The sequence below is a fragment of the Streptomyces sp. NPDC006365 genome, assembly GCF_042870755.1.
In the GTDB taxonomy this organism is placed as follows: Bacteria; Actinomycetota; Actinomycetes; order Streptomycetales; family Streptomycetaceae; genus Streptomyces; species Streptomyces xiangluensis.
In genome coordinates, this window is record NZ_JBIAHS010000036.1 from 1 (window position 1) to 22,527 (window position 22,527).

At 70.9% G+C, this 22,527-nt stretch carries 14 protein-coding genes and 2 pseudogenes; 8 read left to right on the forward strand and 8 right to left on the reverse strand.

Going from position 1 to position 22,527, the window contains the following annotated elements; all coding sequences use genetic code 11:
- Together ACFYO0_RS45830 and ACFYO0_RS45835 are read left to right on the forward strand one after the other, a co-directional pair.
- Window positions 1–99, forward strand: a pseudogene (locus tag ACFYO0_RS45830) (carbohydrate ABC transporter permease); the annotation flags it as partial.
- Window positions 96–1,084: pseudogene (locus tag ACFYO0_RS45835) on the forward strand (zinc-dependent alcohol dehydrogenase family protein). The pseudogenes ACFYO0_RS45830 and ACFYO0_RS45835, both read left to right, overlap by 4 nt.
- Before the next feature lie 175 nt (window positions 1,085–1,259).
- On the opposite strand, the gene ACFYO0_RS45840 reads toward ACFYO0_RS45835, so the two are convergent.
- From ACFYO0_RS45840 to ACFYO0_RS45850, 3 genes are all read right to left on the reverse strand, one after another.
- Complete coding sequence (locus ACFYO0_RS45840; protein ID WP_388688240.1) at window positions 1,260–1,553, reverse strand: putative quinol monooxygenase; 294 nt, start codon at window positions 1,551–1,553, stop codon at window positions 1,260–1,262.
- 62 nt (window positions 1,554–1,615) lie between these two features.
- On the reverse strand, window positions 1,616–2,029 hold the full coding sequence (locus ACFYO0_RS45845) for a hypothetical protein (RefSeq protein WP_388688243.1): 414 nt from the start codon (window positions 2,027–2,029) through the stop codon (window positions 1,616–1,618).
- Between the two features lie 14 nt (window positions 2,030–2,043).
- Entirely contained in the window at window positions 2,044–3,006 is a 963-nt protein-coding gene (locus tag ACFYO0_RS45850) for a carbohydrate kinase (RefSeq protein ID WP_388688245.1), read from the reverse strand.
- Between the two features lie 249 nt (window positions 3,007–3,255).
- Between ACFYO0_RS45850 and ACFYO0_RS45855 the strand changes: the two genes are divergently transcribed.
- The 4 genes from ACFYO0_RS45855 to ACFYO0_RS45870 all read left to right on the forward strand — a co-directional run bounded on the left by ACFYO0_RS45855 (window position 3,256) and on the right by ACFYO0_RS45870 (window position 7,382).
- Window positions 3,256–4,284 carry a sugar ABC transporter substrate-binding protein gene (locus tag ACFYO0_RS45855; protein ID WP_388688247.1) on the forward strand — a complete coding sequence of 343 codons (1,029 nt, stop codon included), beginning with the start codon at window positions 3,256–3,258 and terminating at the stop codon, window positions 4,282–4,284.
- A gap of 140 nt (window positions 4,285–4,424) precedes the next feature.
- Window positions 4,425–5,438: an ABC transporter permease gene (locus tag ACFYO0_RS45860; protein ID WP_388688250.1), complete on the forward strand. Its 1,014-nt coding sequence runs from the start codon at window positions 4,425–4,427 to the stop codon at window positions 5,436–5,438.
- On the forward strand, window positions 5,435–6,274 hold the full coding sequence (locus ACFYO0_RS45865; protein ID WP_388688254.1) for an ATP-binding cassette domain-containing protein: 840 nt from the start codon (window positions 5,435–5,437) through the stop codon (window positions 6,272–6,274). The genes ACFYO0_RS45860 and ACFYO0_RS45865 overlap by 4 nt, the downstream gene beginning before the upstream one ends.
- A 76-nt stretch (window positions 6,275–6,350) precedes the next feature.
- Window positions 6,351–7,382 carry a LacI family DNA-binding transcriptional regulator gene (locus ACFYO0_RS45870; protein WP_388688256.1) on the forward strand — a complete coding sequence of 344 codons (1,032 nt, stop codon included), beginning with the start codon at window positions 6,351–6,353 and terminating at the stop codon, window positions 7,380–7,382.
- A gap of 99 nt (window positions 7,383–7,481) precedes the next feature.
- Here ACFYO0_RS45870 and ACFYO0_RS45875 read toward each other — a convergent pair whose 3' ends face one another.
- From ACFYO0_RS45875 to ACFYO0_RS45890, 4 genes are all read right to left on the reverse strand, one after another.
- A complete protein-coding gene (locus ACFYO0_RS45875) occupies window positions 7,482–8,456 on the reverse strand; it encodes a CU044_5270 family protein (protein ID WP_388688258.1) in 975 nt (324 codons plus the stop codon).
- A complete protein-coding gene (locus ACFYO0_RS45880) occupies window positions 8,449–9,066 on the reverse strand; it encodes an RNA polymerase sigma factor (protein WP_388688261.1) in 618 nt (205 codons plus the stop codon). Before ACFYO0_RS45880 ends, ACFYO0_RS45875 begins: the two co-directional genes overlap by 8 nt.
- 241 nt (window positions 9,067–9,307) lie before the next feature.
- On the reverse strand, window positions 9,308–9,877 hold the full coding sequence (locus ACFYO0_RS45885) for a GNAT family N-acetyltransferase (RefSeq protein ID WP_388688263.1): 570 nt from the start codon (window positions 9,875–9,877) through the stop codon (window positions 9,308–9,310).
- 161 nt (window positions 9,878–10,038) lie between these two features.
- Window positions 10,039–10,479 carry a dihydrofolate reductase family protein gene (locus ACFYO0_RS45890; protein ID WP_388688266.1) on the reverse strand — a complete coding sequence of 147 codons (441 nt, stop codon included), beginning with the start codon at window positions 10,477–10,479 and terminating at the stop codon, window positions 10,039–10,041.
- A gap of 89 nt (window positions 10,480–10,568) precedes the next feature.
- On the opposite strand from ACFYO0_RS45890, the gene ACFYO0_RS45895 reads away from it, so the two are divergent.
- Window positions 10,569–18,686, forward strand: a complete 8,118-nt coding sequence (locus ACFYO0_RS45895; protein ID WP_388688269.1) for a type I polyketide synthase — start codon at window positions 10,569–10,571, stop codon at window positions 18,684–18,686.
- Window positions 18,683–20,179 carry a tryptophan 7-halogenase gene (locus tag ACFYO0_RS45900; protein WP_388688271.1) on the forward strand — a complete coding sequence of 499 codons (1,497 nt, stop codon included), beginning with the start codon at window positions 18,683–18,685 and terminating at the stop codon, window positions 20,177–20,179. Before ACFYO0_RS45895 ends, ACFYO0_RS45900 begins: the two co-directional genes overlap by 4 nt.
- 234 nt (window positions 20,180–20,413) lie before the next feature.
- On the opposite strand, the gene ACFYO0_RS45905 is transcribed toward ACFYO0_RS45900, so the two are convergent.
- Entirely contained in the window at window positions 20,414–22,228 is a 1,815-nt protein-coding gene (locus ACFYO0_RS45905; protein WP_388688273.1) for an ABC transporter ATP-binding protein, read from the reverse strand.
- Between the last annotated feature and the right edge of the window lie 299 nt (window positions 22,229–22,527).

The following is a 22,527-nucleotide window of genomic DNA, read 5'->3' on the forward strand; positions in this document are numbered from 1 at the left end:
TGCGCCGCGGCCACCCTCGTCTCCCTGCCCGTCCTCATCGCCGGCTTCGCCGCCCAGGACAAACTCGTCCGCGGCCTGTCCCTGGGAGCAGTCAAATGAAAGCGGCTGTCATCGAAGCCCCCGGCAAGGTCACCGTCACCACGGTGCCCGACCCCACTCCCGGGCCGCGCGAGGTCGTGGTCGATGTGGCGGCCTGCGGACTGTGCGGGACCGATCTGCACATCCTGCACGGCGAGTTCGCACCGACCCTGCCGGTCGTTCCGGGCCACGAGTTCGCCGGGGAGGTCGTGGGCCTCGGCAGCGAGGTCACCGAACTCGCGATCGGCGACCGGGTCGCCGTGGACCCCTCGCTGTACTGCAACGAGTGCCACTACTGCCGGGCGGGACGCAACAACCTCTGCGACCGGTGGCAGGCGATCGGTGTGACCGTGGCCGGCGGCGCCGCCGAGTACGCCGTGGCGCCCGTCGCCAACTGCGTACGACTGCCGGACCACGTGGACGTCCAGGACGCGGCGCTGATCGAGCCGCTGTCCTGCGCCGTGCGCGGCTACGACGTGCTCAACAGCAGGCTCGGCTCCCATGTGCTGATCTACGGCAGCGGACGATGGGCCTGATGATGCTGGAGCTGGCGAAGCGCACCGGTGCCGCCTCGGTGGAAGTCGTCGACGTCAACCCGGAGCGGCTGGCGACGGCCGAGAAGCTGGGCTGTTCCCGGGCGGCGCAGTCGGCCGAGGAGTTGGGGCGGCCGGGTGGCTGGGACGTGGTGGTCGACGCGACCGGCAATGCCGCCGCCATCCAGGACGGCCTGGAACGGGTCGCCAAGGCCGGCACGTTTCTGCAGTTCGGGGTCTCCGACTACGCGACCACGGCCACCATTTCGCCGTACCGCATCTACAACCAGGAGATCACCATCACCGGCTCCATGGCGGTGCTGCACAGCTACGAGCGCGCGGCGGAACTGTTCGCCACCGGGATACTCGATCCCCAGGTCTTCATCAGCCACCGCCTGCCGCTCACGGAGTACCCGCAGGCACTGGACCGGTTCGCAGCCGGACAGGGACGCAAGATCGTTGTGCTGCCCTGACCCACGACGACGGCTCGGTGGGACGTGTGGCACGTCCCACCGAGCCGTGAGCGACCCCACCAGGCGCCACCGCCTGAAACCGGGAGAAGCGATCAGGCGACGCCTGCGCCTTCGAAGAGCGGTCCGCGGTTGATCAGCCTGGACTCCTCGCGGCCGATGAGGCGGGCCACCCCGGTCAGGCCACCGGATCGAGGAAGGTCAGCACGGAGGCGTCCTCCTCGATCAGCGGGGTGAGGGCGGCGTTGAACGGGCCGCCATAGGGGGCGTTCAGGTGCGCCCGGAAGGCGTCCTCGTCCCGGTACACCTCGAAGATCCAGTAGGCGCGCGGGTTGACTTCCTTGGTGTAGACGTCGAAGGCGATGTTGCCTTCTTCCTCGCGCACCTTCAGGGCATAGTCCCCGATCAGGCGGGCGACCTCGTCCTCCGCCCCTTCGCGGGCGGTGAACTCAGCGAGCAGGGTTTTCTTCACGGTCTCGTGTCCTTGTCAGTCGTGGGCGGAGTCGAGGTGCCGGACGACGGCCTTGTCCAGCTTCACCGAGCCGTTCTCGGCGAATACCCGACTCCCTGGCTGGAGGGGTCGGGGAGGATCTGGTCGGTGACGGTGATGCCTGCCGCCGTCGCCGGGCGGTTCTGCCGGAGGGGCGTAAGGCTGTTGACCGGCTTGCTGGTCAGCCGGATCCGGCCGTCGATCGTGCGCAGGGCCATCTGCCTGGGGGCGCTGTACGCGCCGCACCAGGGGGAGGTGGGGATGGCGCCGCTGTAGTCCCAGTTGTTCATCCAGCCGGTCGTGTACCGCTTGCCGCCCGGTGTGTTTTCCCAGGCCACCGCCGCGAAGTGGTCCTTGCCGTAGTCGGCCCAGTCGGCGCGCCGCTCGACGGACGTGGCGTGGGTGTCGGGCGGCGGTGAACTGGTCGGCCAGGATGTGGCCCAGCCGGTGGTGTTCATCGGCTCGCCTGCCTTCATACGCCGTCAGCTGTGGCGAGCTGCGCCAACTGGCTCTGCCACGGCGGATTGGGACCGGCAACCGAGCAGGTAAGGGCCGCGACCCGGACGGCGAACCGGCATGCCTCCGCAACGTCGTCGAGACGGAGTTCCGTCAGCCGGCCGCCGAGGAGGCCGCGGGCGCCGAGATGGTGCAGCAGCCCGGCGGTGAAGGAGTCCCCCGCCCCGACCGTGTCCACGACGCTCGTCGGCACGGCGGGCACCTGGATCCGTTCGCCGTCGAGCGAGGCCATGGCACCCTCGGCACCGCGCGTGATCACGACGAGCCGCGCCCCAGCCGTGTGCCAGATGTCGCACGCCTGCTCGGGCGGTGTGCCCGGCAGCAGGAGTTCCAGGTCGTCCTCGCTCAGCCGGAGCACATCGGCGAGGGCGCACCAGTGCGCCAGCCGGGCACGGTAGGTCTCGGGGTGGACGAGTAGTGGCCGGACGTTGGGGTCGATGCTGATGCTCGCTCGGGGTGCGGCCGTCGCCAGGAAGTCCTCCACCACCGCCGCGCCGGGTTCTCGGACCAGCGCCAGGGATCCGGTGTGAACGCAGGAGGTTTCGGACAGGTCCACCCGTGCCAGTTCCTCGGCCGTCCACTGCCAGTCGGCCGTGTTCTGGGCGTGGAAGGAGAACGCGGCCTGCCCCTGAAGGTCCAGTTCCGCCACGGCCAGTGTGCTGGGCTCAGCGGCCTGGACGGCACTCGACAGATCCACCCCGGATGCCTCCAGATGGGCGCGGAACAGGCGGCCGAACACGTCGCCGGACAGCCGCGCGAGGAAGCGGGCCGGGGTGCCGAGGCGGGCCAGGGCCACTGCCGTATTCGCAGGTCCGCCGCCGGGCAGTACGCGCAGCGCGAGTTCGTTCGAGGCGCTTGCGGGTTCGGCGAACGCGTCCGCGACGCACTCCCCGAGGACGGTGATCTGACGCAGGCTCATGGGCTGCTCTTCTCTGACGAACGTACGGGCAGACCGGACGCGTCGGGGCGCGGCTGCCGAGCGGCTACGGGTGGGTGGCGCCGGCGGGCGTTGCCGATTTGTGACGAGTACAGGGCATTGACGTTTCCGGGAAGCGGAGTCCATCATCCTCGCCATGCAGTGTCAACGATGACATAAGTCAACGATGACACCGCAGGACGGCATGCTCCGATGCCGGCCGCGCCGCTCGCAATCCTGCAGGAGTCGTTCATGTCTCGCACTGCTCGTCTGCCCCTCTCCCTCCTCAGAGCCGCCGCGTGCACGGGCATCGCGGCCCTCACCCTGACAGCCTGCGGACCCGGCTCGGGTTCCGGATCGGGTTCCGCCAGCGCCGGTTCGGGCGACGTCAAGGTCGGCCTGATCACCAAGACCGACACCAACCCGTTCTTCGTGAAGATGAAGGAGGGCGCGGAGAAGGCCGCGAAGGCCGAGGGCGTCAAGCTCATGACCGCGGCAGGCAAGTTCGACGGCGACAACGCCGGTCAGGTCACGGCCATCGAGAACATGGTCGCCTCCGGCGCGAAGGGCATCCTGATCACCCCGAGCGACTCCAAGGCCATCGTGCCCGCGATCGAGAAGGCCAAAGCCAAGGGCGTACTGGTCATCGCCCTGGACACCCCGACCGAGCCGGAAAGCGCGGTCGACGCACTGTTCGCCACCGACAACCTCAAGGCCGGCGAGCTGATCGGTGAGTACGCCAAGGCCGCCATGCAGGGCAAGACCGCCAAGATAGCCACCCTCGACCTGGCGCCGGGCGTGTCCGTCGGCGTCCAACGGCACAACGGCTTCCTCAAGGGCTTCGGCATCGAGGAGAAGGACCCGGCGGTCGTCTGCTCCCAGGACACCGGGGGCGACCAGGCCAAGGGCCAGACCGCCATGGAGAACTGTCTCCAGAAGGAGCCGGGCATCAACGTCGTCTACACCATCAACGAGCCGGCCGCGCTGGGCGCGTACACCGCGCTCAAGGCCAAGGGCCGGGAGAAGGACGTCCTGATCGTCTCCGTCGACGGCGGCTGCACCGGCACCACGGCCGTCAAGGAGGGCAAGATCGCCGCCACGTCCCAGCAGTACCCGCTGAAGATGGCCGCCGAGGGCGTCAAGGCGGTCGTGACGTACGCCAAGGACGGCAAGAAGGCGTCCGGTTACACCGACACGGGCGTCACTCTGATCTCCGACAAGCCGCAGGACGGTGTCACGTCCAAGGACACCGCCTACGGCCTGGAGAACTGCTGGGGCTGAGCCGCCCCCCGAGGACCGTACGACTCCGCATCTCCCCTCAGCGGGGCGGCCGGCCCCCACCCCTCCCCGACCGGGGGACGGCCGCCCCCTTGTCCTCTTGTCCTCCGACAAGGACTTCTGTTTTCCGACAAGGACTTCGCATGACTGCCACGTCCACGCCCCCGAGCACGTCCTCGCCGTACGCCGAGCTCAAAGCACCGACCACGGCCCGCAGACTGCTCACTGCACCGACCACCGGCCCGTTGGTCGCTCTCCTCCTGGCCTGCGTCTTCTTCTCCTTCTCGACCGACCAGTTCCTCACGGGCGGCAACTTCTCGCTGATCGTGCAGCAGGTCATGGTCGTCGGCACCCTCGCCATCGGGCAGACCCTGATCATCCTCACGGCGGGCATCGACCTCTCGTGCGGTGCCGTGATGGCGTTCGGCAGCATCGTGATCGCCAGGATGGCGGCCGAGGGATCGCTGCCCCCGCTCCTCGCCATCGCCCTGGGCCTGGTCGTCTGCGGCGGCTTCGGGCTGCTCAACGGGCTGCTGGTGCAGAAGATCCCGCTGCCGCCGTTCATCGTCACCCTCGGCATGCTCAACGTCGCGTTCGCGCTGACCCACATCTACTCCAAAGAGCAGACGGTCACCAACCTGCCCGGCCCGCTGACGGCCCTCGGGAAGACCTTCCCGCTCGGCCACACCGACATCACCTACGGCTCCCTGGTCACCATCGCCCTGTTCCTCCTCCTCGCGTACGCGCTGAGCAGCACCGGCTGGGGCCGGCACGTCTACGCGCTGGGCAACAGCCAGGAAGCGGCGCGGCTGAACGGCATCCGCACCTCCCGGCTGGCCGTCGGCGTCTACACCGTGGCCGGCATCCTCTACGGCATCGCCGCCCTTCTGCTCATCTCCCGCACCGGAGTCGGCGACCCCCAGGCGGGACAAACGGACAACCTCGACAGCATCACCGCCGTGGTCCTCGGCGGCACCAGCCTCTTCGGCGGACGCGGTTCGGTCCTGGGCACCTTCATCGGCGTCCTCATCGTCGGTGTCTTCCGCAACGGCCTGCAGCTGATGGGTGTCGCCTCCATCTACCAGACCCTGATCACCGGTGTCCTGGTGATCCTCGCGGTGACCGTCGACCAGCTCTCCCGGAAGAAGGCCCGATGACCGCCACCTCCTCCCCCACCACTCCGGTGCTGCAGGCCCGCGGTCTGGTCAAGCGCTACGGCCACGTCACCGCCATCGACGGCGCCGATTTCGACCTGCTGCCGGGCGAGGTCCTGGCCGTCATCGGCGACAACGGAGCCGGCAAGACCAGCATGATCAAGGCTCTCACCGGCGCGGTGGTCCCTGACGCGGGCGAGATACGGCTCAATGGCAAACCCATCACCTTCTCCGGTCCGCAGAGTGCACGCGCCCACGGCATCGAGACGGTCTATCAGGACCTCGCCGTGGCCGCCTCCATGGACATCGCCTCGAACATGTTCCTCGGGCGCGAGCTGCGCCGCCCCGGCGTCCTCGGCAGTGTCTTCCGCATGCTGGACAAGAAGCGGATGCGCGAGGAGGCGGCCGAGCACATGGCCGACCTGAAGATCGGCCTGCGCTCACTGACACAGTCGGTCGAGACCCTCTCCGGTGGACAGCGGCAGGCCGTCGCGGTCGCCCGTTCCGTCGCCTGGGCCCGCAGCGTCGTCGTCATGGACGAACCCACCGCCGCCCTTGGCGTCAAGGAATCCGGTCAGGTCCTGGACCTCATCCGCCGCGTCCGGGACAAGGGCATGCCGGTCGTCCTGATCAGCCACAACATGCCGCACGTCTTCGAGATCGCCGACCGGATCCACGTCCACCGGCTGGGCCGGCGAGCCGCCGTGATCAAGCCGTCCGACTACTCCATGGCGGAGGTCGTCGCCATCATGACCGGCGCGCTCACCGTCGACGACGCCGGAGGTACGGTCGTAGCGGATTCCGAAGCGGCGAAAGCCGCAGGCGTCCAGGCCAACTGACGTACAACTGAAGCTACTCACAGGTTCCGGCCGGGGCCACGGCCGGAACCGACGAGCACAGGAGACCGTTTCCTCTATGGCAGCGAACCGCCGCCCCACCCTGGCAGACGTCGCCCGAGAAGTGGGCGTCAGTGCCAAGACCGTCTCCCGCGTCCTCAACGAGGACGGACCCGCCTCGGCCCAGACCAGGGAGCAGGTGCTGGCCGCAGTGGCCAAGCTCGGCTTCCAGCCGAACCTCATGGCCCGCAACATCCGCGTCGGCGGACCCGACACCACCGTCGGACTGGTCATCCCCGACCTCGCCAACCCCTTCTTCGGAGCAGTGGCGAGGAGCATCGAGGACACTGTCGGCGACCGCGGCCTGACCCTGCTCATGGGCTCCTCCGCGGACGATCCCGACCGCGAACGCGCGCTGACGGACAAGTTCCTCGCCCGCCGTATCAGCATCCTGATGGTCGTGCCGTCCGTCGGCGCCGACCACTCCCACCTCAAGACGCACCGCGCCGCCGGCCTGCCCATCGTCTTCCTCGACCGTCCGGGGTCGGGCCTGTCCACGGACAACGTCGTCAGCTCCAACCGCGCGGGCGCCCACGACGGCGTCGCCCACCTGATCGCCCACGGCCACCGCCGCATCGGCTTCATCGGCGACCTTCCCCTCAAGCTCTACACACGCCGCGAGCGTCTGGCAGGCTACCGCGCGGCCCTGCAGGAAGCCGGCCTCCCCTCCGACCGCTCCCTGGTCACCAGCGCACATGACCGGGACGGGGCGTCCGCCGCGACCGCCCAGCTCCTGGACCTGGCGGATCCCCCCACCGCCCTGTTCGCCGGCAACAACATCGTCGCGCTGGGTATCGTCACCGAACTCGCCCGCAGCAAGCGCAGGGACGTAGCCGTCGTCGCCTTCGACGACGTGGCGCTCGCCGAGGCACTCGAGCCGGCCCTGACCGTCGTCGCCCAGGACGCCGAAGAAATCGGCAGAACCGCAGCGACCACCGCCCTGGCCCGCCTCGACGGCGACCGCTCCCGGGCCCGCACCATCACGGTCCCCACACGCCTGATCATCAGAGGCTCGGGCGAGCGGCCTGCACCGGTGCTGCAGGGGGCTTGATCCTCCCGGCGGATCCCGCCGGGCAGAGGGCGGCCCCGTTCAGCACCGTCACGGCGCCGACATTGCGCCTGGGCCCGACGCTGACCAAAGAGACAGAACTCAGGGGCGCTGCTTCAAGCGGTCGACGATCGCCCAGTCCGCCACGTGCGACAGCTGGATGTACGTCTTCTTCCCGGAACGCGAGGTCCGCTCGGCGCGGAAGCCCAGGAATTCATACGACTCCGGGTCGAAGATGAGGTACTTGCCCTTCTCCCACTCGCCCTTGGGGTAGGAGATCCCCACCCCGGTGCGCCCGGCGGAGTCCTTCATCCCCGGGGTCGCCTTGACCCCGGGCACCAGGGCCAGCGCCTCATACGCGGCGGGACGCAGTCCCTCGGGCAGCACCGGCCACTTCAGGAGCTCGCCGAGCATGAAGTAGGCGTCGTACCAGTCCCACGCGGTGAAGTCGTCGATCGACTTGTCGGACGTGCCGACACCGATGATGCCCTGGATGAGCTTCTCCGGGTCGGTGGGCAGCTTCTTCAGCTTGCTCCACTCCCGAGGCGGCCACACGCCCTCGTTCTTGCCCATGGGCTTCTCCCAGATCACCCGGCCGAGCTCCATGGTCAAAGATCGCTTGGAGCCGTCCACCGAGTCCCAGTTCACGTCCACATAGGTCTTGACCGCGCCGGTCTTCCGCTCCGTCTCCTTGATGATCCGCTTCGAGTAGATGAACTGGTCGTCGCGCGGCGCCACGGGCTTCTCGTGCTTACTCGCCCGCGCTGCCGCCCCGTTCAGCACCGTTACGGCGGCGGCATTGCGCATGGGCGGGGCGTTCGTGCCCGCCCGGTCGGTGCGGCCGCCCTCGTCGGCGCCGTCCGCGGTGATCAGTACCGCCGTGCCCGTAACCGCCATGGTGACCACCGCGGCTGTCGCGAGGCGCAGCGCGTGGCGGCGGCTGGGTGCGGCGTCGGGGTGCCGCTCCGTGCGCGCAATCGTGTTGAGCAGTCGGTGGCGGGCCTGCGCTCGGGCCGGGTCGGTGAGCGGGGCCGCGTCCGCGTTCCAGTCCCGCAGGAGTTCGAGTTCGTCAGTCATGGCCGGATGCCTCTCGCAGTGTCGTCGGATCGGATCCGCCCAACGCTTCGCGTAGCTTGCTGCGAGCCCGGTGCAGCCGTGATCTGACCGTGCCGATGGGGACACCGAGGGCCTGGGCCACCTCCTCGTAGCCGAGACCACCCCACGCCACCAGCAGCAGCACATCCCGGTGCCGCGCGGGCAGTGCGGCCAGTGCCGCCGCCAGCTCGCGGCGTACGGCCTGTGCCCCTACCCGGGCCGCAGCCCGGTCGGCCAGCGGCTCCTCGTGGTCGGTGGGAGCCGGGATGCGGGCCAGGGCCTTGAACCGGCGGGCCTCCGCCCGCCGGTGCCGGGCGACCAGGTTGGTCGCTATGCCGAACAGCCAGGGCCGGGCGTCGTCGCCCGTGGCCCGCGCGGGGTCGTACCGGTGCCGCAGCTGGAAAGCAGTGGTGAAGGTCTCCGCCACGAGGTCGTCGGCCGACTCGCCGCCGAGCCTACGGGCCAGATAACGGTGTACCGCATCCGCGTGCCGGTCGAAGAGCACGGCGAATGCCTCGGGCTCATCCCGGGACCGCGCAATTACCAAGGCATCACTCTCCGCCCCCGTGCGGACGCCTGGCTCGACGGTCATCGGGGCTCCTCTCGTCCTGGGCAACGCTTCGAAGGCTTGGGCTTTCATCTCTCCTTCGCCGGTCGCCCCCGGCGAGTTCCCTCGGGGCCCCTGGCCGCGGTTCCCAGTGCTGCGCCGCGGAAGTTCCGCGGCGCAGCACAGCTGAGGTTTTCGGTTCGGGGTGGCGGCATGGTGGTGTCGTGGTCAGTCCGGTCTCGGCGATGAACCCGTTCTCTCGGCATAGCGCGGCCCACGAACGCCGTCATGTGCCGTGCCCGGCCGCGTGGTGTAGGCCGTGGGCAGCTCTGCGGGAGATCCGGTACAGCACACAGCGGCGAAGCGGTCCCTCGGGCACGCTCGGATCCTCGAAGTCGTCGGCCGGATCCCAGGTCATGCCGATCCGGCGCATCACTGCCTGGGAACGCAGGTTGTGGACGGTCGTCGACGCCACCACTTCCGGCAGCCCGAGGACCTCGAAGCCGAAAGCCAGGCAGGCCAGGGCGGCCTCAGTGGCGTAGCCGTGGCCCCACGCCGAACGCATCAACCGCCAACCGATATCCACCCCCGCGAACGGCATGTCCTCGCCCACCTCGTCCAAGCCGGCACGGCCGATAAACTCACCACTCTCCCGTGCTTCGAGCGCCCACCACCCAAAACCTCGCTTGTCAAACTCGGCCTGCATGAGTGCCACCGCGGCATCGCTTTGCTCCCGCGTCAGCAGTTCTCCCAGGTGCTCTCGGACTTCAGGATCGGCGTTCATAGCCGCCCACGGTCCGAGGTGGGACTCCCGCCACCGGCGGAGCAGAAGACGATCGGTGCGCAGCTCTGGCATGCCACTCAGCCAACCCGATCAAGATCAGGGTGTCGATCGGTTAGGTCGAATCCTACGGTGCTCGTTAATGCCAGACCCGCTGCGCAGACCCTCACGGCCCACACCACCCGGCGGGACACCAACCCGTCACGACACGACGTAACCCGCACCGTTAAAGATCTCTAGCGCGCCACGCGGTAGCGCAGGCAGACGACTTTCGAGTTGAAGGTGCGGGCCTCGACGAGTTCGAGGTCCACCCGGCGCTCGCGCTGGGGAAAGAACGGAATGCCACCGCCGACCAGCACCGGGTAGACCCTGGCCCGGTACTCGTCGATCAGCCTCAACTCGGCCGCCTCGGCGGCGAGAGTCGCGCCGCCGATCGCGATGTTGCCCTCCCCCGGCTCGGCTCGCAACCGCTCGATCTCCTCCGCCAGGCCGCCGGAGGCGAGGCGAGCATTACCCTGCACCGCCGACAGCGCGGTGGAGAACACCACCTTTGGGAGCGCCTTCCAGATCGCGGCCCACTCGAGCCTTGAGTCGTCCTGGTACGGCGACACCCTGCGCTCGGTGGTGGTGCTGTGAGTCGGTATGACGCAACGCCGGTCGTCGAAACATTCGATCATCCGGCCGACCCGGCCTTACGCTCAATACCGTTGCTCTGCAAGGGGATTGACGGCGGCCGTGCTGCGACACGTGCCGGAGGGGCGGGGACATGACGCGCGACGAGTTGATCCGGCCGTTGCCGGAACTGCTGAAGGCGCATGCCGAGAGGTCACCGTTGCGCGTGGCGTACGTCGACGACGTACGGGGCGTCACCTACGCCGAGTTGGAGCGACGCACCGGTCGGCTGGCCGCGTATCTCGCGTGGACGGGTGTGCGGCGCGGGGACCGGATCGCGATCTGTCTCGGCAACTGCGTGGAGATGGTGGAGAGCGTCCTCGCCACCGTCCGGGCGGCGGCGGTTGGCGTCCCCCTCAACCCCCGGTCCTCGGACGCCGAACTCGGCCACTTCCTGGAGGACAGCGGGGCCTCGGTCGTCGTCACCGACCGCGCGCACCTCGCCCGGCTGCACCGCGCGGGTGCCCTGCACGGCCGTATGCGCGTCCTGCTCACCGGTACGGATCCGGTCCCGTCGGACGCCCCCGAGTGCACAGTTCTCTTCGAGGAGGTGGCCGAGGCGGAGCCCGCCGTGCCGCCGCGGGACGACCTCGGGCTCGACGAGCCGGCCTGGATGCTCTACACCTCCGGCACCACGCACCGGCCCAAGGGTGTGCTGTCCACGCAGCGCACGGCCCTGTGGTCGGTGGCTGCCTGTTACGCGCCGATCTTCGGGCTCTCGCCCGAGGACCGGCTGCTCTGGCCGCTCCCGTTGTTCCACAGCTTCGGGCACTCGCTGGCGATCCTGGGGGTCACCGCGGTCGGCGCGAGCGCCCGGATCACCGGCGAACTGCTGCCGTCGGGGGGCCTGTTGAGGGAGTTACGCACACCTCACGCCGCCCTCGGCGGCTCCTACACCGTCCTGGCCGGGGTGCCCGCCGTCTACCACCAGTTGGTGGCGTCGGCGGCCGAGGACGCCTCGCCCCTGGGGGGTCTGCGGACGTGTGTCGTGGCGGGCGCCCCGAGTGCTCCGGCCCTGCGGCGGGCGGTGGAGGACCTTCTGGGGGCGCCGCTGCTCGACGCGTACGGCAGTACCGAGACCTGCGGGATGATCGCGGTGAACCGGCCGGACGGGCCGAGGGTCGACGGGTCCTGCGGGCCGCCGGTCCCGGGGATGGACGTGCGGCTGGTCGATCCGGGCTCTGGCAACGATGTCGCGGACGGCGACGAGGGCGAGATCTGGGCGCGTGGTCCGAGTCTGATGACCGGCTACCACAACCAGGCCGAGGCGACGGCGGCCGCGCTGCGGGACGGCTGGTACCGCACCGGTGACCTGGGGCGGCGCGTCGCGCACGGCCATCTCACCCTTACCGGCCGGGTCAGCGAGCTGATCATCCGGGGCGGGGAGAACATCCACCCGACCGAGATCGAGCAGGCCCTGCTGCACTGTCCCGGCGTGCGGGACGCGGTGGTGGTGGGCAGGCCGCACGACGTCCTCGGGGAAGTCCCGGTGGCCTACGTCGTTCCGGGACCGGACGGGTTCGACCCGCGACAGGTACTGGCCGCGTGCCGGGCGCGCCTGGCCGCGTACAAGCTGCCCGTCGAGATCCGCGAGATCGCGGCCGTCCCGCGTACGGCGTCCGGCAAGATCGCCCGCCACGCGGTCCTGCCGGACCTGGCCCGCCCGGCGACCGAGGTCCGCCCCGCCTCCCCGACGGCGGCCGACGGTGCCCTGCGCCGACGGCTGCTCGCCCTCCCGCCTGAGGGGCGGGAACGCGCCCTGCGCGAGGCGGTGCTCGCGGAGACGGCCGGGGTGTGCGGTGAGGGACCGTACGAACAGGTCGACGCCGACCGCCCGTTCACCGATCTCGGGCTGACGTCCGCGGGAGCCGTCTCGTTGATCGACCGGCTCGGCGAGGCGACCGGGCTGCGGCTCCCCTCGACGCTGGTCTTCGACCACCCCACTCCGGCCGCCCTGAGCCGGAACGTGCACGACATTCTCTTCACCCCGGCGCCCACAGCTGTGCCGCACCTCGCCGCGGGAACGGGAGCGGACGACCCCGTGGTGATCGTCGCCATGGGCTGCCGTTACCCCGGCGACGTGCACTCCCCCGACGATCTGTGGCACCTGGTGACGGAGGGCCGGGACGCGATCTCGGGCTTCCCCACCGACCGGGGCTGGGACCTGCCCGCCCTGTACGACCCGGACCCGGACCGGGTCGGCACGTCGTACACCCGCAGCGGCGGATTCCTGCACCGGGCCGCGGAGTTCGACGCGGGCCTGTTCGGGATCTCGCCGCGCGAGGCGCTGGCCATGGACCCGCAGCAGCGGCTGCTGCTCGAGACCTCGTGGGAGGTCTGGGAGCGGGCGGGCATCGCCCCGGCGGCGCTGCGCGAGAGCGACACGGGTGTGTTCGTCGGTGTGATGCACGGCGACTACTCCGCCCGCCTGACCCGGAGCGAACTGGAGGCCCATCTGGCCCTGGGCTCGGCGGGCAGCGTGGCCTCCGGCCGGATCGCGTACGTGTACGGCCTGCGCGGACCGTCGATCACCCTCGACACCGCGTGCTCGTCCTCGCTGGTGGCACTGCACTGGGCGGCCAGGGCGCTGCGCTCCGGCGAGTGCTCCCTGGCCCTCGCCGGCGGCGTCACTGTGATGGCGACGCCCAAGCCGTTCATGGCCTTCAGCCGACAGCGCGCTCTCTCTCCCGACGGCCGCTGCAAGTCGTTCTCGGCCTCGGCCGACGGCACCGCCTGGGGCGAGGGCGCGGGACTGGTGCTGCTGGAGCGACTGTCCGACGCCCGCCGCAACGGCCACCCGGTCCTGGCCGTGCTGCGCGGCTCCGCCGTCAACTCCGACGGCGCGTCCAACGGCCTGACGGCACCGAACGGCCAGGCCCAACAGCGCCTGATCACACGGGCGTTGACCGACGCCGGACTCGGCGCGGACGACGTGGACGTGGTGGAGGCACACGGCACGGGAACCACGCTCGGCGACCCCGTCGAGGCGGGGGCCCTGCTGGCCACCTACGGACAGGGGAGGGCCGAGGACCGGCCGCCGCTGTGGCTGGGCTCGGTCAAGTCCAACCTGGGGCACACCCAGGCGGCCGCCGGTGTCGCCGGGGTCATGAAGATGGTGCAGGCCATGCGGCACGAGCAGCTCCCACGCACGCTGTACGCGGAGGAACCCAGCCCGCACGTCGACTGGACGGCAGGCCGGGTGGAACTGCTGGCCGAGTCCCGCCACTGGCCGGTGACGGCCTCCCGGCTGCGCCGGGCCGGCGTGTCCGCCTTCGGTATCAGCGGGACCAACGCCCACGTGATCCTGGAGGAGGCCCCGCGGCCGCCCGACACCCGACCGAGCACCACGGAGGTGCCGGTGCCCTGGCTGCTCTCCGGCGCCGACGAGACCGCCCTGCGGTCCCAGGCCCGCCGTCTCGCCGCCCACTTGGCGCCCCGGCCCCACCTGGTGTCCGGCGACGTCGGCTTCACTCTGGCCGTGTCGAGGTCCCCGCTCGCCCACCGGGCGATGATTCCGGCCGACGACCGGGCGCGGATGCTGACCGCGCTGGAGGCGCTCGCCGACGGCACGGGCGCGGAACGTGCCGTCGCCGATCCCGGCGTCCGTACGGCCTTTCTGTTCACCGGTCAGGGCTCTCAACGTGCCCGTATGGGTGCGGAGTTGCATGCCGCCTTCCCCGCCTTCGGCTCGGCCTTCGACGAGGTCTGCCGGGCGCTGGACGGCCGCCTGCAGCACCCTCTCGACGTGGTGCTGTCCGCGGAGCCGGGTGCGCCGGAGGCCGCCCTGCTCGACCGTACGGACTTCACCCAGGCCGCTCTGTTCGCGTTCGAGGTGGCGCTGTTCCGGCTGCTGGAGTCCTGGGGAGTGCGCCCCGACTTCCTGGCGGGACACTCCGTCGGGGAGCTGGCGGCGGCCCATGTCGCCGGAGTGCTGGACCTGGCCGACGCGGTGGAACTCGTCGCGGCCCGGGGCAGGTTGATGCACGCCCTGCCCGATGGCGGTGCGATGGTGGCGCTGCACGCGACGGAGGAGGAAGTTCTCGCCGCACTCCCCACGCTCGGCGACCAGGTGGCGATCGCCTCGGTCAACGGGCCACGTTCGGTGGTGATTTCGGGAGTGGGGGACGCGGTGCTGGCCGTGGCGGCCGGGTTCGAGGCGCGAGGTCGCAGGGCCGTACGTCTGCGGGTCGGCCACGCCTTCCACTCGCCGCTCGTGGAACCGATGCTCGACGACTTCCGCCGGGTCGCCGAGGGGCTGACCTTCCGGCCGCCGCGGATCCCGGTCGTCTCGTCCGTGTCGGGCCTCCCGGCCGGGGCCGGGGAACTGTGTTCGCCGGAGTACTGGGTGAGGCACGCCCGTCTGCCGGTGCGGTTCGCCGACGCCGTGCGATGGCTCGGGAACAACGGAGTGTCGGCATTCCTCGAGATCGGCCCGGGTCCCGCGCTGACCGCCGCGGCCGAGGACTGTCTGACCGGCCCGGACGACGAGGGCCCCGCCCCGGTGTGTGCCGCCGCCACCCGGGGTGACGATCCCGAACCGAGGACCCTGCTCGCCGCCGTGGCCCGGCTCCATGTGCGCGGAACGCGCGTCGCCTGGCCCGCCGTGTTCGCGGGCAGCGGTGCACGGCACGTGGACGACCTGCCGACGTACGCCTTCCAGCGGCAGCGGTACTGGCTGGACGCGCCACGCACCCCCGTCCCCGCCGTGGATCCGCACGAACACCCGCTGCTGGGCCCGGCGTTCGCCGTGCCGGACACCGACCGGACGGTGTTCTCCGGCCTGCTCTCCACCACCACCCACCCGTGGCTCGCCGACCATGTGATCGGCGGGACGGCCCTGGTCCCGGCGACGGGGTTCGTGGAGCTGGCCGTACGGGCGGGCGGCGAGGTCGGCTGGGGCACGCTCGACGAACTCGTGGTCCTGGCCCCGCTGATCCTGCCCGCGGCCACGGGCGTTCGCGTCCAAGTCGTCGTGGGCCCGGCGGACGACTCCGGCCGGCGCCCGGTCGACTGCTACGCCCGGCCCGCCACGGACGACTCCGAGCCCGGCTGGACCCGGCACGCCACAGGGCTCCTCGGCGGCACGGAGACCGCCCGGCCGGAGACGGAACCGGCGGTGTGGCCACCGCAGGACGCGACCGAGGTCGACCTCGGCCACGCGTACGACAGCCTCGCGGACGGCGGCCTCGCCTACGGCCCGGCCTTCCGGGGCGTACGGGCCCTCTGGCGGCGCGGCGACGAAATGTTCGCGGAAGTCCGCTTGCCGGACGTCGAGTCGGGGCACGCCGACCGGTTCGGGATCCATCCGGCGCTGCTGGACGCGGCCCTGCACGCCCCGCTCCTCACGAGCTCGGCACCCGACTCCGACACGGTCCGGGTGCCGTTCGCGTGGAACGGCGTACGCCTGTACGCGACGGGTGCGTCGGAGGTACGCGTACGGATCACCCCCAGCGGGACGGACGCGGTCTCGGTCACCCTGACCGACCCGTCGGGGCGCCCGGTGGCGCAGGTGGACTCGTTGACCACACGTGAACTCCCCGTCGAGACGGTCGAATCGGCGGCCGACGTCGTGCGCCGGGCCCTGTTGCGCCCCGAGTGGACCGCGGTCGAGGAATCGGAGGGCGAGCGGCGGCCCGTGGCCGGCGCACGCTGGGCGCTGGTGGGCCCGGACGAGCTGGACCTGCGCGGGTCGCTCCCCGACGTCGTGGGGACCGACGCACCCGAACCGGACACCGTCGTCGTCACGGCCGTCGGCGGCGGCCCGATGACGGATGCCGATCCACTGCCCGCCGTACACCGGCTGACCGGCAGGGTGCTCCATACCCTCCAGGACTGGCAGGACGATCCTCGGACGGCGGGCTCCCGGCTGGTGGTGGTGACGCGGGACGCGACCGCACCCGACCCGGATCCGGCCGGGGCTGCTGTGTGGGGGCTGGTGCGCGCGGCACAGGCGGAGCTGCCGGGGCGTGTCGTCCTCGTCGACGTGGACGGGCGGCCGGAATCGCTGCGGCTGCTCCCTGCGGCGATGGCCGGCGATGAGAGCCAACTCTCAGTTCGGAACGGGCACTTGGCGGTGCCGCGCCTGATCGGCGCCGGCGAACTCTCCGCCCGGAGCGGCAGCTTCGGGCCGGACGGCACGGTCCTGATCACCGGCGGTACCGGCGCGCTGGGCGCGGAAGTCGCCCGCCATCTCGTGACCTCCCACGGCATACGGCACCTGCTGCTCACCGGTCGGCAGGGGCCGCAGGCGCCGAATGCCGAGGAACTGCGCGTCATGCTGGAGGAGTTGGGTGCCGAGGTGCGGATCGTGGCCTGTGATGCGGCCGACCGCGCCTCGCTCGCCGAGGTGATCAAGGGGTGCTCGCCCGCGCTGACCGCCGTGGTGCATGCGGCGGGGGTGCTGGACGACGGTGTCCTTGCCGCGCTGACACCCGAGCGGATGGCGGCTGTGCTGCGGCCGAAGGCGGACGCGGCCTGGCATCTGCACGAGCTGACCCGGGACCTGGACCTGTCGGCGTTTGTCCTGTTCTCCTCGGTGTCCGGCCTGCTGGGCCGCGCCGGCCAGGGCAACTACGCGGCGGCGAACGTCTTCCTGGACGCCCTGGCCCGGCACCGCTCCCGTCTGGGGCTGCCTGCCGTGTCCTTGGCCTGGGGACCGTGGGAGCACGGGGCCGGCATGGCCGGTGGGGGCGCAGGTGTCCCGAACCGGACGGCTGGTGCACGTGCGGGTGCAGGTGTCCCGAACCGGGCGGCCGGTGATGTGCTCCGGGCGCTCTCCGTGGAGCAGGGTTTGGCCCTGTTCGACGCGGCGCTGCGCGCGGGCGAGCCCGTGCTGGCGCCGATCCTTTTGGACCGAGGGGCTCTCAGGTCCGCCCGGGGGCCTGTGCCGCCGCTGCTGCGCGGACTGGTGCCGCCACGCAGGCCGGCCGCCGGAACCGGGGATGGTGCCGGTACCGACTCTTCGCCCGGTGCGGAGCGGCTCTCGGAGGCGGGTGCGTGGCGCAAGATGCTGGCCGGGCTGCCCGCCGCCCAACGAGAGGACACGCTCGCGGAGTTGATGAGTGCCGACGTGGCGGCGGTCCTCGGCTACCCGGATGCCGGCGCGCTGCCGACCGGCAAGTCGTTCGCCGAGTTGGGCTTCGACTCCCTGATGGCGGTCCAGGTCCGCAACCGGCTGAGCATGGCCCTGCGGCTGAGGCTGTCCGCCGCCGTGGTGTTCGAGCACCCGACGGCCCAGGGGCTGGCCCGCCACGTACTCGGTCTGCTGTACGACCTGCCCGACGTCGCACCGGAGCCGGAGCGCGCGCCTACGGACGACCGGCCCGCACAGACACTGTCCTCGCTCTACCGGCGGGTCTGTGAGGCCGGGCAGCCGGTCGCGGCGATGCACATGCTGGTCACGGCCTCCTGGGCGATGCCGACCTTCGGCCCGGACGCCGGCCGGGAGCACGCCCTGCCCCCACTGCGGCGCGCCGACGGTTCCCATGAGGGGCCGGTACTCGTCTTCCTCAACGGGTACCACCCGCCCTTCGCCGCCCCCGGTGGTGAATTCGCCGGATTCCACGCCCACTTCCAGGGCGAACTGGACGTCCTCGAACTCCCGCACCCCGGCATCGGGGCGGGCCGCGCAGTGCCGGCCGACCGGGACACGCTCGCCCGGACGCACGCGGAGACGGTGCTGCGGCACGTCGGCGACCGGCCCTTCGTGATCGTCGGCGTGAGCACCGGAGGCGCGGTCGCCCACGCGGTGACCCGGCGACTCGAAGCCATGGGGAGGCCGCCCGTCGGACAGGTGCTGCTCGACACGTACCTCATCAACGACGGCAACAGCGACAAGGACTGGCTGCTGTCCCTGCCCGCCGTGATCGCGCCGCGCCTGGGCGGGAACCAGTTCACCGGGGACGAGGACACCGGGGTGGCGGCGCTGGGCGCCTACACCCGCATGTTCCTGGACTGGGAGCCGGAGCCGGTCGCCACCCCCACCCTGCTGGTTCGGGCCACCCGGCCGACGCCCGCGATGGAGGCGGGCGCGGCCCCGGACGAGTGGCGGACCTCCTGGCCGCTGCCGCACACCCGTGTCGATGTCCCCGGCGACCACTTCTCGTTTATGCGGGAACACACCCGGACCACGACGGCGGCCGTCCGCACCTGGATCGACTCCCTCGGCCGCACGGACGCTCCGTCGGCGCCGACCGCAGAAGGAGAGCAGTGAACCCCAACCATGAGACAGGAGAGACCGAGGAGTTCGACGTGATCGTCGTGGGTGGCGGCCCGGCCGGTTCGACCGCCGCCACGGCCGTCGCCCTGCGGGGCCACCGCGTCCTCCTGCTGGAGCAGCAGACGTCCCCCCGGTACCAGATCGGTGAGTCGTTGCTCCCGTCCACCGTGCACGGGGTGTGCCGCATCCTGGGCGTCGAGGAGGAGGTCGCGCGGGCGGGCTTCAAGCAGAAGCGCGGCGGGACCTTCCGTTGGGGCCGGAACCGGGACCCGTGGCAGTTCTCCTTCGCCCTGTCCCCGCGGCTGGCCGACCCGACCTCGTTCGCCTACCAGGTCGAGCGGTCCCGGTTCGACGCGATCCTGCTGGACAACGCCCGCCGGGTCGGCGTCGACGTACGGGAGAGCTGCCGGGTCAAGGGCGTACTCGCCGACGAGGAGCGCGTCAGGGGCGTCAGCTGGACGGGCCCCGCCGGGGAGATCCGCGAGGCCCGGGCCCGTTACGTCGTGGACGCCTCCGGTAATGGCAGCCGGATCCACGGCGAGGTCGGCGGCAGGCGGACGTACTCCGACTTCTTCCGGAACATCGCGGTGTTCGGCTACTTCGCCGGCGGCGCGCGGCTCCCGAAGCCGAACGACGGCAACATCTTCTGCGCCGCCTTCGACGAGGGCTGGCTCTGGTACATCCCGCTGAGGGACGATCTCACCAGCGTCGGAGCGGTGGTCGGCCGGGAGAACGCCGCCGCGATCCAGCAGGACCCGGTGACGGCCTGGCGCGGGCTGATCGACTCCTGCCCGGAGGTCCAAGACCTCCTGCACGGGGTGCCGCAGGCCACCGAGGCGCCGTACGACCAGGTGCGGGTCCGCAAGGACTGGTCGTACTGGAAATCACGGTTGTGGCGGCCCGGAATGGTGCTGGTCGGCGACGCGGCGTGCTTCGTCGACCCGGTGCTGTCCTCCGGAGTGCACCTCGCCACGTACGGCGCCCTGCTCGCGGCCCGCTCCATCAACAGCGGCCTCGCCGGAACGCTCGACGAGGGCCGCCTCTTCGACGAGTTCGAGGCCCGCTACCGGCACGAGTACGGTCTGTTCCACGAGTTCCTGGTCTCCTTCTACGACATGCACCAGGACGAACGGTCGTACTTCTGGAAGGCACGCAAGATCACCCACGTCGACGCGACGGAACTGGAGGCGTTCGTCGACCTGGTGGGCGGACTGGCCTCCGGCGACACATCCCTCGCCGGGCCCGGACAGGCGGGTGCCCGGCTGACGACCACCGCCTCGGAACTCGACCAGGCCGTCGGACGGCTCCCGGACTCCGACGGCCTGCGCAATCCGCTCTTCGAGTCCGCCTCGATCCGCCAGGTCTTCCAGGAGGGCACGGTCCTGCAGGAACGGGGCGTCTTCGGCGGCCCGTTGGAGGAGGAGACCCCGCTGCGCCCCGGCGGTCTGGTGGCCTCGGAGGACGGACTCACGTGGGTGACCGAGTGAACCTTTCGACCAGGCCGGGATGCGATCCCGGTCGAGGCCCGGATCGGCGGAATCGACTTCACCACCTCGCGGTTTCCGAAAGGACCGCGCCTACCTGTTGCCGCTCAAGAACGCCGTGCGCAAGCCGCGGGGCCTTGCGGCGGGCGCCGACGTGAGCGTGGAGACCGTCCTCCTCGGCGCCTGGAGGGCTGACGGCGGACGGCTGTTCGCCCTCGGCCGCCCCCTGGCTGGTGTTCACAGCAGGTCGGCCCGGGCGGGGTTGTCGTCGAGGAAGCCGCCCGACTGGTGCTGCCACAGCTTCGCGTAGGCGCCGTCCGACGCGAGCAGTTCCTGGTGCGTTCCCTGCTCGACGATCCGTCCGCGGTCGAGGACGACAAGCTGGTCCATGCCGGCGACGGTGCTCAGCCGGTGCGCCACCACGAGCGCCGTGCGCCCCTCCATGAGCCGCCACAGCGCTTCCTGGACGAGGAGTTCGCTCTCGGAGTCCAGCGCGCTGGTCGCCTCGTCGAGCAGCAGGATCGGCGCGTCGCGCAGGATCGCCCTGGCGAGGGCGACCCGTTGGCGCTGTCCGCCGGACAGCTTGATGCCGCGCTCGCCCACCATGGTCTCGAAGCCGTGCGGCAGCACGTCGGCGAACTCGGTGACGTGCGCGGCCTCGGCGGCGCGGCGGACCTCGGCGTCGGTGGCGTCCGGCCGGGCGAACGCGATGTTGTCCCGCAGCGTGCGGTGGAACATCGCGGGGTCCTGCGGCACATACGCGATCAGGCTGCGCAGGTCGGCCTGGCGCAGCCTGCTGATGTCCTGACCCCCGATCAGGATCCGGCCGGCGTCGATGTCCGTCATCCGCAGCAGCAACCGGGAGAGCGTGGTCTTGCCTCCGCCGGACCGGCCGACGAGACCGATCTTCGTCCCGCTGGGCACGGTCAGGTCGAGGCTCTCGAAGAGCGTCTCCGTGCCCGCGTGCGCGAACGTCACCTTGTCGAAGCAGACGTCGGCGCCGCCGGGCTGCAGCGGCTCCGGCGAGATGGGGTCGAGCACGGTCGGCGGGGTCAGCAGCAGTTCGGTGAACTGCGCGGCCTCCGTCATCGAGCTTTCCAGCCGCCGGTAGATCTGGTTGAACTCGAACATGATCCGGGTCGCGTTGGTGTAGTACATGAAGGCGACTACGACCGCCTCCACACCGTTCCCGCCCCCGCCGAGCGTGACCGCGAGCAGCAGGCCCAGCACGTTGGTCAGCACGGACAAGGGCGCGACCAGCGTGTCGATGCGCAGGTTGCCGTAGTCCCACGACCGCAGTGAGAGCCGCCGTGACTCCGCGACGCGGGAGCGGTGTTCCGCGGCCTCACGTTCCTCGGCGGCGAACGCCCGGACCGTGTCCATGTTCATCAGGCTGTCGGCGACGTGACCCGACACCCGGGCGATCGCCGCCTCGCGCTGGCCGACGAGCACCTGGCGGCGCCGGATGAGGGGCGCCACGCACAGCGCCGTGACCGCGATCATCACCAACAGCCCGACGACGAGGAGCGGTTCGTAGCGCCACAGGACCACCGCCCCGAACAGCAGCGGCACGAAGTTGGCCACGACGTTGAACGTCAGCGTGTCGACGAACTGCTCGAAGCGGGAGGCGAAGCTCAGCACCCGCTTGGTCAGCGACCCGGCGAAGTTGTCGTGGAAGAAGGCGGCGTCCTTGGCGAACAGCTCGTCCATGCCGACGATGTACAGGTGCTCGATGCCGAGGGCGTCGAGCCGGTTCAGGCAGTGCAGGCCGATGCGCCACAGCGTCTCCGCGAGCAGCATGACTCCGGCGAAACCGAGGACGTAGGGCAGCGTCGAGCCGACGGTGCTGCCGGCGTCGTCGGCGATACGGCCGACGAGCTTGGCGACGACCAGCGGCGCGATGTAGTAGAGGCCGATGTTGCCCAGCGCGGGCAGCAGCATGCCCGGCACCGTCAGCCGCCGGAGCCGGGCCAGTTCCCGTCCGTAATGACGAAGCGCGAGGAGCACCGGGCCCTTGCCCGGCGGTACCTCGCGCGATGCAGGCGATTCCATCCCCATCCTGTGTTGTCGTACGGCAGCCCGCCAGTGCTTTCCAGCTGGCAGGTGCCGTGGTCTTCGCCCGCGCACGGCATCGGTTTGCGCGAGTGCATCCGCTCGGGAGTCCTCCGACAGGAAGGACACAAAGAGTGGCGACTACATCACTGTACGAATAGAGCGGACCGGGAACGGAGTGTCCCGCGACGGCGTACACGGCGTCCAGGCATTTTTCTCGCCCAGCCCGTGCGTAAAGGGGCCCCAGAGGCTCTCGCCTGCGAAGACACTTCGCACCGCCGGGACGACAATGTGGTCGC

What these genes read in the sequence shown, in the direction of transcription:
- ACFYO0_RS45850 (WP_388688245.1), bottom strand. Translation starts at nt 3,006, where the DNA reads ATGAGCCTGCGTCAGATCACCGTCCTCGGGGAGTGCGTCGCGGACGCG.
- ACFYO0_RS45865 (WP_388688254.1), top strand. Translation starts at nt 5,435, where the DNA reads ATGACCGCCACCTCCTCCCCCACCACTCCGGTGCTGCAGGCCCGCGGT.
- ACFYO0_RS45860 (WP_388688250.1), top strand. Translation starts at nt 4,425, where the DNA reads ATGACTGCCACGTCCACGCCCCCGAGCACGTCCTCGCCGTACGCCGAG.
- ACFYO0_RS45870 (WP_388688256.1), top strand. Translation starts at nt 6,351, where the DNA reads ATGGCAGCGAACCGCCGCCCCACCCTGGCAGACGTCGCCCGAGAAGTG.
- ACFYO0_RS45885 (WP_388688263.1), bottom strand. Translation starts at nt 9,877, where the DNA reads ATGCCAGAGCTGCGCACCGATCGTCTTCTGCTCCGCCGGTGGCGGGAG.
- ACFYO0_RS45895 (WP_388688269.1), top strand. Translation starts at nt 10,569, where the DNA reads ATGACGCGCGACGAGTTGATCCGGCCGTTGCCGGAACTGCTGAAGGCG.
- ACFYO0_RS45855 (WP_388688247.1), top strand. Translation starts at nt 3,256, where the DNA reads ATGTCTCGCACTGCTCGTCTGCCCCTCTCCCTCCTCAGAGCCGCCGCG.
- ACFYO0_RS45845 (WP_388688243.1), bottom strand. Translation starts at nt 2,029, where the DNA reads ATGAACACCACCGGCTGGGCCACATCCTGGCCGACCAGTTCACCGCCG.
- ACFYO0_RS45875 (WP_388688258.1), bottom strand. Translation starts at nt 8,456, where the DNA reads ATGACTGACGAACTCGAACTCCTGCGGGACTGGAACGCGGACGCGGCC.
- ACFYO0_RS45905 (WP_388688273.1), bottom strand. Translation starts at nt 22,228, where the DNA reads ATGGAATCGCCTGCATCGCGCGAGGTACCGCCGGGCAAGGGCCCGGTG.
- ACFYO0_RS45880 (WP_388688261.1), bottom strand. Translation starts at nt 9,066, where the DNA reads ATGACCGTCGAGCCAGGCGTCCGCACGGGGGCGGAGAGTGATGCCTTG.
- ACFYO0_RS45890 (WP_388688266.1), bottom strand. Translation starts at nt 10,479, where the DNA reads ATGATCGAATGTTTCGACGACCGGCGTTGCGTCATACCGACTCACAGC.